Raw genomic sequence first — 7391 nt, 5'->3', positions numbered from 1 at the left:
CTCACCGCCTAAAGAGGCGGGAGATTTCTTGCAGAATCAATTCACAATTACAATTTACGTTTATTTCTTACTTTCACATATCGGCGATTCTTGGTTTCTGCCGTAGTACGAATTAGCCCTTGCTTCACAAGTCCCATTAATAGCTGTCTTGTCCGAGAATGCTTTAGTCCAATCATATTCTCTATATCTTCCGCTTTATATTCAATTCCCACTTCCATTTTATTAAGTATTTCTCGTTGCCTTTTTGTTAGTAAAGAAACAGTTTCTCCTAATTCTGCCGATTTTTCTGCCGATTCTGCCGATTTTTCTGCCGATTTTCCGTCAGAATAATTCAGATTTGGCAGTATCACAAGAAACATGGTGTTATCCGAGTAAAATTCTGGTTCTTTCCGGGTTTGAAAATTGACAGCATTTTCATAACCATCCAATATCTTTCCGAAGCCGCTGCCAGACCGTTCCATATATCCCAAACGGTCAAAGATATCTGCCAGCACCGGATTTCTTCTGCGTGATGGAATTCTGCGAATATTTCTATCTTGAATATTGGTACCATCAAACATTCCACCTGGAGAATAAATTTCCAAACGGTCATCAAAGATATCGACGTGCACTTCACTTCCATAATCCAGGTAATCCCGGTGAACCAGCGCATTAACCAGCGCTTCAAAATAGCTGCGATGCACATATTCAGGAAATTCAAGACGTGAATTATCCGTTTTTTTCCATACTGTTTTTGTATGCACTCTGATAAAAGCTTCTGCATTGGAAAGGAGTGAAATAACGCTACCGTTATATTCCTGATGATCCAAGGCATCAACGAGGCCCCCACTTTTAGTAAGTCCATTCCATCTGGTACAAAACACCCGGGAATATCTGACTGGGGACTCATCAGCCAGCAGGGCACCTGCATTTGTCAGATTTCCGTTATCATCTTCCATTCCCCAGGAAAGGTAGGATGCTTCAGGCAAGCTTTTATTGGTCCAGATTTTGTACCGTTCCCGTACTTTAGTAAATGAATAATCAGAAGATTTGTAGGATGATGTCAGGGAATCAAAACTGCTGTTTCTTCCACGAAGCACCAGTCGCTTTAAATCGGTGGCAACGGCAGGAACGCTCTCATTACCCACACGAATATACGCTTCTGTTGTACCATCAGCATGATAATAATAAGGCGTTTCTTCCCCTTTATATACCTTTAAGGCAATGAGTTTCTTACCACCCCTCTGACAGAATTGCAGTCCAAAATCTGGTATCGGTTCTAAATGCGTTTTAATAATCTCACTAATTTTTTCTGCGTCTGCTTCTGCATCCGGTAATCCAATAATCGTATCATCATCGGCAACACCAAAAAGCAAAGTGCCTCCATTTGTATTAGCGAAAGCACTGATGGTCTTACACCAACTTTTAGGGCGTTTTGTTTCCACGGCTTGTTTCTTGTCATAAGTTGTAGCTTCCCCTATGAATCCTTCCAGCTTCGTCATCCACTTCACTTCCTTCATATTCTCTATTATTTTCTTTACTCTTACATGTATATCTACACGGTGCATCTCCCCGGTGTCGGAATCACTAAAAGCACATTTTTACGAGATGCGTGACATCAATGCTACGCACTCAACGTGGTGGGTGCGGGGGAACATGTCCACGGGCTGTACTTTGACGGTCTGGTAGCCGTGCTGGTCCAGGTAGGCCAGGTCGCGGGCCAGGGTAGCCGGGTTGCAGGAGACGTAGACGACGCGTTCCGGTCTGCTCTGGGCGATGGCTTTGAGGACGGGTTCACCGCAGCCGGCCCGGGGCGGGTCGAGGACGATGACGCCGGGACGGACGCCTTCCCGGATGAGTTCCGGCAGTTTATAGACGGCGTCACCGAGGATGAATTCGGCATTTTTCACGTGATTGTCCCGGGCGTTGCGGACGGCGTCGCGGATGGCCGGGGCGACGATTTCGATGCCGTAGACCTGTCTGGCTTTCCGGGCCAGGAACAGGGTAATCGTCCCGGTGCCGCAGTACACGTCGGCTACGGTTTCATTTCCCTTCAGGTTGGCAAAGTCCAGGGCCTGTTCGTAAAGCCGCTGGGCCTGTTCGCTGTTGACCTGGAAAAAGGACTGGGCTGAAATGTGGAAGGTCAGCGGCCCGATGGAATCGTGAATCGTATCGCTGCCGTATATGGTGCGGGTCTTAGGTCCCAGTATGACGTTGGTATGACGGGTGTTGACGTTCTGGACGATGCTGGTCAGACCAGGGATATCCCGGCGCAGGCGCTGTACCAGGTCTTTCATGTGGGGCACCATATCACCGGCCGTGACCAGGCAGACCATGATTTCTCCCGTATGGACGCCGACCCGGCCCATGATGTGGCGGACAATGCCCGTCCGGGCATCTTCGTCGTAGGCCGGTATCTTGAAGTCTTTCATCCATTGGCGGACGACACGGATGATGGCGTTGTTGTCTTCCTTCTGGATGGCACAGTCGGCCACGTCGATGACTTTGTGGGTAGAAGCGGCAAAGCAGCCGATGGCGACTTTTCCCCTGCCGGCTGCCGCGACAGGAAACTGCATTTTATTGCGGTAGTGCCAGGGAGACGGCGCGCCCAGTACGGGAAGTACGGGGACATGGCTGAGATGGCCGATACGGACGATGGCGTCTTCTACCTGCTGGCGTTTTTCCTTTAGTTCTCCTTCATAACTCATGTGCTGCAACTGACAGCCGCCACACTGATCATAGACGGGACAGTGCGGCTTGATACGGTCCGGTGAAGCCGTGACGATTCCGGTCAGTTCCGCTATGGCATAGTTCTTTTTGATCAGCTGGATCCGTGCCCGGACGGTTTCTCCCGGCAGCGCCCGGGGTATGAATATGGTGAAATTCTCATATCGCCCGACACCTTCCCCGCTGGTGCCCAGCCGGAGAACGGGGACTTCGTAGATTTTCCCTTTTTGTACGGGAATCGCATGTTTTTCCTTCATATAGATCCTTTCCCGGATATACGAAAGCCTCTCCGCAGGTAACGGTATGCTCTATCCTTGCCGGAGAGGCTTTGGTTACATAATAATTTCTGAAACGACCGGTTCCTGTACGGGAGCCGGGCCGTCTGATATGGTAATCTGTTCTGCCGCCTGCCGTGCCAGTTCTTCCATCGGCGCCTGAGAATTGCCGTAGAGCGTGAATAACGGTTCCCCAGCCCGGACCGGGTCATACAATTCTTTGAACAGGCGTATGCCGACCATCGGGTCGATGGCGTCTTCCTTGCGGGCCCGGCCGGCGCCCATGCGCATGGCCAGTTCTCCCAGTGCCCTTCCATGGACGGCCGTGATATAGCCCGTTTCGGCCGATACTGCGGTGTACATCTGCGGGGCCCGTGTGAGGGGCTGCTTCCCGATCCAGGACGCACTGCCGTGCTGGGCCCGGACGAACTGGCGGAATTTTTTCAGGCCTTTCCCGTTCTCTACCAGCCGGCGGATACATGCTCTGCCTTGTGCTTCATCCGGCACTTTGCCACCCAGGATGAGCATCTGGCTGCCGATGGCTTCTACGACTTCCATCAGCCGGCGGCCGCCTTTTCCCGACAGGGCTTCTACAGCTTCATCCACTTCCAGGCTGTTGCCGATGGCCGTCCCCAGGGGGGCTTCCATGGAGGTCAGGACTGCCCGCGTCGGACGGCCGGCCAGACGGCCGATATCGACCATAGTCCGTGCCAGCTGACGGGCCCGTTCTTTCGTCTTCATGAAAGCCCCGTCGCCGTATTTGACATCAAGGACGATGGCGTCGGCACCGGAAGCGATCTTCTTGCTCATGATGGAACTGGCAATGAGGGGGATGCTTTCGACGGTCGCCGTCGCATCGCGCAGGGCATAGAGCAGTTTGTCTGCCGGGGCGATTTCACCGGACTGGCTGATAACGGCCATTCCCATGTCCTGCATCTGCCGGAGGAAGGCGTCTTCTGAAAGTTCCGTCTGAAAGCCGGGAATGGACTGGAGTTTATCGATGGTCCCGCCCGTAAATCCCAGGCCCCGGCCGCTCATCTTGGCCACGGGTACACCGGCGGCAGCAACCAGGGGCGCCACGATGAGCGTCGTCGTATCGGCGATGCCGCCCGTACTGTGTTTATCTACTTTGATTCCCGGGATAGAGGACAGATCGACGAGGTCGCCGCTTTCTGCCATGGCCTTTGTCAGGGCTGTCGTTTCCGTTGCATCCATGCCCTTCAGATACACGGCCATGCACCAAGCAGCGGCCTGATAGTCGGCGATTCGGCCTGCCGTATAATCCCCGATGAAACGGGCAATTTCTTCGTCCGTCAGCACCAGGCCATCCCGTTTATGGGCAATGCAGTCGATAGGCCACATAGGCGTCACCTCAGTTCAGAAAGAAATCCCGTACCGGCCGGAAGCTGCCCCAGGGAGAAGTTATCCATGATGGTCTGTCCCAGGTCGGCATAGGTCTTGCGGATGCCCAGATCGACCGCTTCCGTAAGGGCCGGACTGTAAACGACGAGGGGCACCCGTTCCCGCGTATGGTCTGTCCCTTTCCAGGTCGGGTCATTGCCGTGATCTGCCGTGATCATGAGCAGTTCATCAGGCTGGACCAGGGGCAGGAAATGACCGAGCATATCATCAAAGGCTTCGATGCAGGCGGCATAGCCTTCGACGTTACGGCGATGTCCATACTGGCTGTCGAAATCGACGAAGTTGGCCATGAGCAGGCCTTCCCGGTCCCGGTGGGCCAGCAATTGTTCCGTCAGGGCTTTCATGTCTGCCGGATTATCCCCCGTATGGTACGATTCGGTGAGGCCGATGTGTGCGTATATATCGCCGATTTTCCCTACGCCGGCGACAAAGCGTCCCGATTCGGAAAGATAGGAAAAGACCATCTTTTTCTTGGGAAGACGGCTGTAATCCCGGCGATCGCCCGTACGGATGAAATGGCCCTGTGTCCCGATAAAGGGACGGGCGATGATGCGCCCTACTTCATAGGGACCGACGCAGACTTCCTTCCGCGTGATTTCGCAGATGCGGTACAGTTCGTCAAGAGGAATGACATCGTTGTGGGCGGCAATCTGAAATACGCTGTCGGCCGATGTGTAGATGATGGGAAGGCCCGTGCGGAAATGATCCGGTCCCAGCCGTTCGATGATTTCCGTACCCGATGCAATTTCGTTACCGATGTAGCCGTATCCTGTCTTTTCCGTAAAGGCTTGCAGCAAGTCCGGGGGAAAGGCATGGGGGAATGTAGGGAAAGGAGTTTCCACGATATTCCCCATAAATTCCCAGTGGCCGCTGGTCGTGTCTTTGCCGGCCGATTGTTCTTCCATCAGGCCATAGGATCCGATAACTTCCGTAGGTTCCCGGTGAATATGGGCAATGTTTCCCCAGCCGAGACGACGCAGATTGGGTACGCGCAGCGGCACCCGGGCATCGATATGTCCGATCGTATTGGCCCCGGCATCTCCAAAGGCTGCCGCATCGGGGGCATCGCCGGCACCGACACTATCCATGACGATGACAATGATTCGTTTAAATTTCATGTGATTCACCCCTTTGGGAAATATGTTCTACCTTTTATTATACCATAGGGTTGTTCCGGATGTGCGGAAAAAGGGAGTGTCTCAGAAAAGATATTTTCTGGCTTTCTGGAAATTGGCGATGGTCTTGGCATCGACAATTTCATTTTTGTCGATTAATTGTTCCACTTCTTCCGGCGTATAATATTCCAGGTTCATGAATTCGTCTTCATCGAGGTGCTGATGGCCTTTTTTCAGGTTTTTGGCCAGATAGAGGTATATCCGTTCGTTGCAGAATCCCGGCGACGTATACACGTAGCCCAGGGGCTGGATATCGTCGGAAGAAAAGCCCGTTTCTTCTTCCAGTTCCCGGTGTGCGCATTCTGCCGGATTTTCCCCGTCGTGTTCGATTTTGCCGGCCGGGACTTCCAGCATGGGCTGGGCAGCAGCATAGCGGTACTGGCGGACGAGGATGATTTTGCCATCATCGGTCACCGGTAAAATCGCGCAGGCGCCAAAATGCCATACGGCTTCCCGGGTGGCCGTCTTCGGTTTGCCGCCCTGTCCGTCGTCGATTTCTACCGTATCGACAGTGACATGGAGGACCCGGCCATGTAAAATTTCTTTTCTCGCAATCATGCGTTCTGTACTGATACTCATGTGTATTTCCTCCTCTTTTTTAGTGGCTGGTGGTTAGTGGCTGGTCAATTTTACACCAAAAAGGCTGTCGCATGATGGCGGAACCCTTCTTGCGACAGCCTCTCGTTATATCTGACATCAAAGATTAGTCATTATTGGCCCGTACTGCCTATACCGCCCATGCGGATGCCTGATGCATCGTCATTATCGGTGGTCAGGTATTTCATAAAAATCCCCTGGGCAATGCGTTCCCCTTTTTTTATGGTATAGGGAACGTCTTTTGTATTGTAATAGGCAATCATGATATGGCCTTCGTTATCGGGATTGTTGTAATAATCGCAGTCAATGATTCCCGTGCTGTTGGCCAGCATGAGGCCCTTTTTGAAGGCCAGGCTGGAACGGATGAAAATGGAAAGATATTCGTTCAGTTCCATATACGCTTTGAGGCCCGTCGGCACGACCGTCACGGCATGGGGAGCCAGGACGGTGTCGGCTGCGGCTTCCAGGTCATATCCGGCGCTTTTTGCTGTTTTCCGCTGCGGCACGTGAATATCCTTTCCTTCATATGCCGTAACGACTTCAAATCCCCGGTGTCTCATTACTGCACCTTCTTGCGGTCATTCTGGCGGCCGCGGTTATTGCGCGGGCCGTGATTGTGGTGTGCCGGTGCGTCCCCGCCGCCGAGCAGTGCCTTGCGCGACAGGTTGATACGGCCCTTGTCATCGATTTCTACGCATTTGACCATGATTTCATCGCCGATATTGACGACGTCTTCTACTTTTTCTACCCGTTCTTTGGCCAGCTGGGAAATGTGGACCAGGCCTTCTTTACCCGGCAGGATTTCCACAAAGGCGCCGAAGTTCATGATGCGCGTGACTTTGCCGAGGTAGGTTTCCCCTACTTCCACATCTTTCGTCAGGTTTTCAATCCATTCTTTTGCCTTTTCGCCGCCGGCGGCATCGACAGAGGCGATATAGACCAGGCCGGAGTCATCGATGTCGATTTTGGCTCCCGTTTCTTCCGTAATCTGTTTGATTACTTTGCCGCCCGGCCCGATGACATCGCGGATTTTATCGGGGTCGATGTGCATGGTGATGATGCGCGGTGCATAAGGAGACAATTCCTTGCGCGGTTCGCTGATGCATTCCAGCATCTTGCCCATGATGAAGATACGGCCTTCATGAGCCTGTTTCAGGGCCTTGTCGAGGATTTCCCGGCTCAGTCCCTTGATCTTGATATCCATCTGGATGGCCGT

The 7391-nt window shown here is 52.8% G+C and carries 7 protein-coding genes; all 7 read right to left on the bottom strand.

Annotation, left to right across the window (positions count from 1 at the left end; all coding sequences use genetic code 11):
• Positions 1–47: 47 nt before the first annotated feature.
• Entirely contained in the window at positions 48–1481 is a 1434-nt protein-coding gene (locus B2U90_RS08240; RefSeq protein WP_292017562.1) for an ATP-binding protein, read from the bottom strand.
• Between the two features lie 99 nt (positions 1482–1580).
• The gene (rlmD, locus tag B2U90_RS08235) at positions 1581–2963 is read right to left on the bottom strand and encodes a 23S rRNA (uracil(1939)-C(5))-methyltransferase RlmD (RefSeq protein WP_292017561.1); all 1383 of its coding nucleotides are present in this window, start codon (positions 2961–2963) and stop codon (positions 1581–1583) included.
• Between the two features lie 75 nt (positions 2964–3038).
• Positions 3039–4343: a thymidine phosphorylase gene (locus B2U90_RS08230; RefSeq protein ID WP_292017560.1), complete on the bottom strand. Its 1305-nt coding sequence runs from the start codon at positions 4341–4343 to the stop codon at positions 3039–3041.
• 5 nt (positions 4344–4348) lie between these two features.
• A complete protein-coding gene (locus B2U90_RS08225) occupies positions 4349–5521 on the bottom strand; it encodes a phosphopentomutase (RefSeq protein WP_292017559.1) in 1173 nt (390 codons plus the stop codon).
• 81 nt (positions 5522–5602) lie between these two features.
• A complete protein-coding gene (locus B2U90_RS08220; RefSeq protein WP_059075271.1) occupies positions 5603–6157 on the bottom strand; it encodes an NUDIX hydrolase in 555 nt (184 codons plus the stop codon).
• Positions 6158–6288: 131 nt separating this feature from the next.
• The gene (gene dut / locus B2U90_RS08215) at positions 6289–6735 is read right to left on the bottom strand and encodes a dUTP diphosphatase (protein ID WP_059075272.1); all 447 of its coding nucleotides are present in this window, start codon (positions 6733–6735) and stop codon (positions 6289–6291) included.
• Positions 6735–7391 (bottom strand): S1 RNA-binding domain-containing protein (locus B2U90_RS08210; protein ID WP_292017558.1); only part of this gene is annotated, 657 nt, incomplete at its 5' end. The genes dut and B2U90_RS08210, both read right to left, overlap by 1 nt.

Origin of the sequence: Megasphaera sp. UBA4233 (assembly GCF_002395615.1) — a bacterium.
GTDB lineage: Bacteria > Bacillota > Negativicutes > Veillonellales > Megasphaeraceae > Megasphaera > Megasphaera hexanoica.
The sequence above is the reverse complement of the archived record's forward strand: the minus strand, read 5'-3'. Positions and strand labels throughout refer to the sequence as shown.

Excerpts from the sequence above, each read along its gene's own strand:
- B2U90_RS08240 (WP_292017562.1), bottom strand. The coding sequence starts at position 1,481 with ATGACGAAGCTGGAAGGATTCATAGGGGAAGCTACAACTTATGACAAG.
- rlmD (WP_292017561.1), bottom strand. The coding sequence starts at position 2,963 with ATGAAGGAAAAACATGCGATTCCCGTACAAAAAGGGAAAATCTACGAA.
- B2U90_RS08230 (WP_292017560.1), bottom strand. The coding sequence starts at position 4,343 with ATGTGGCCTATCGACTGCATTGCCCATAAACGGGATGGCCTGGTGCTG.
- B2U90_RS08225 (WP_292017559.1), bottom strand. The coding sequence starts at position 5,521 with ATGAAATTTAAACGAATCATTGTCATCGTCATGGATAGTGTCGGTGCC.
- B2U90_RS08220 (WP_059075271.1), bottom strand. The coding sequence starts at position 6,157 with ATGAGTATCAGTACAGAACGCATGATTGCGAGAAAAGAAATTTTACAT.
- dut (WP_059075272.1), bottom strand. The coding sequence starts at position 6,735 with ATGAGACACCGGGGATTTGAAGTCGTTACGGCATATGAAGGAAAGGAT.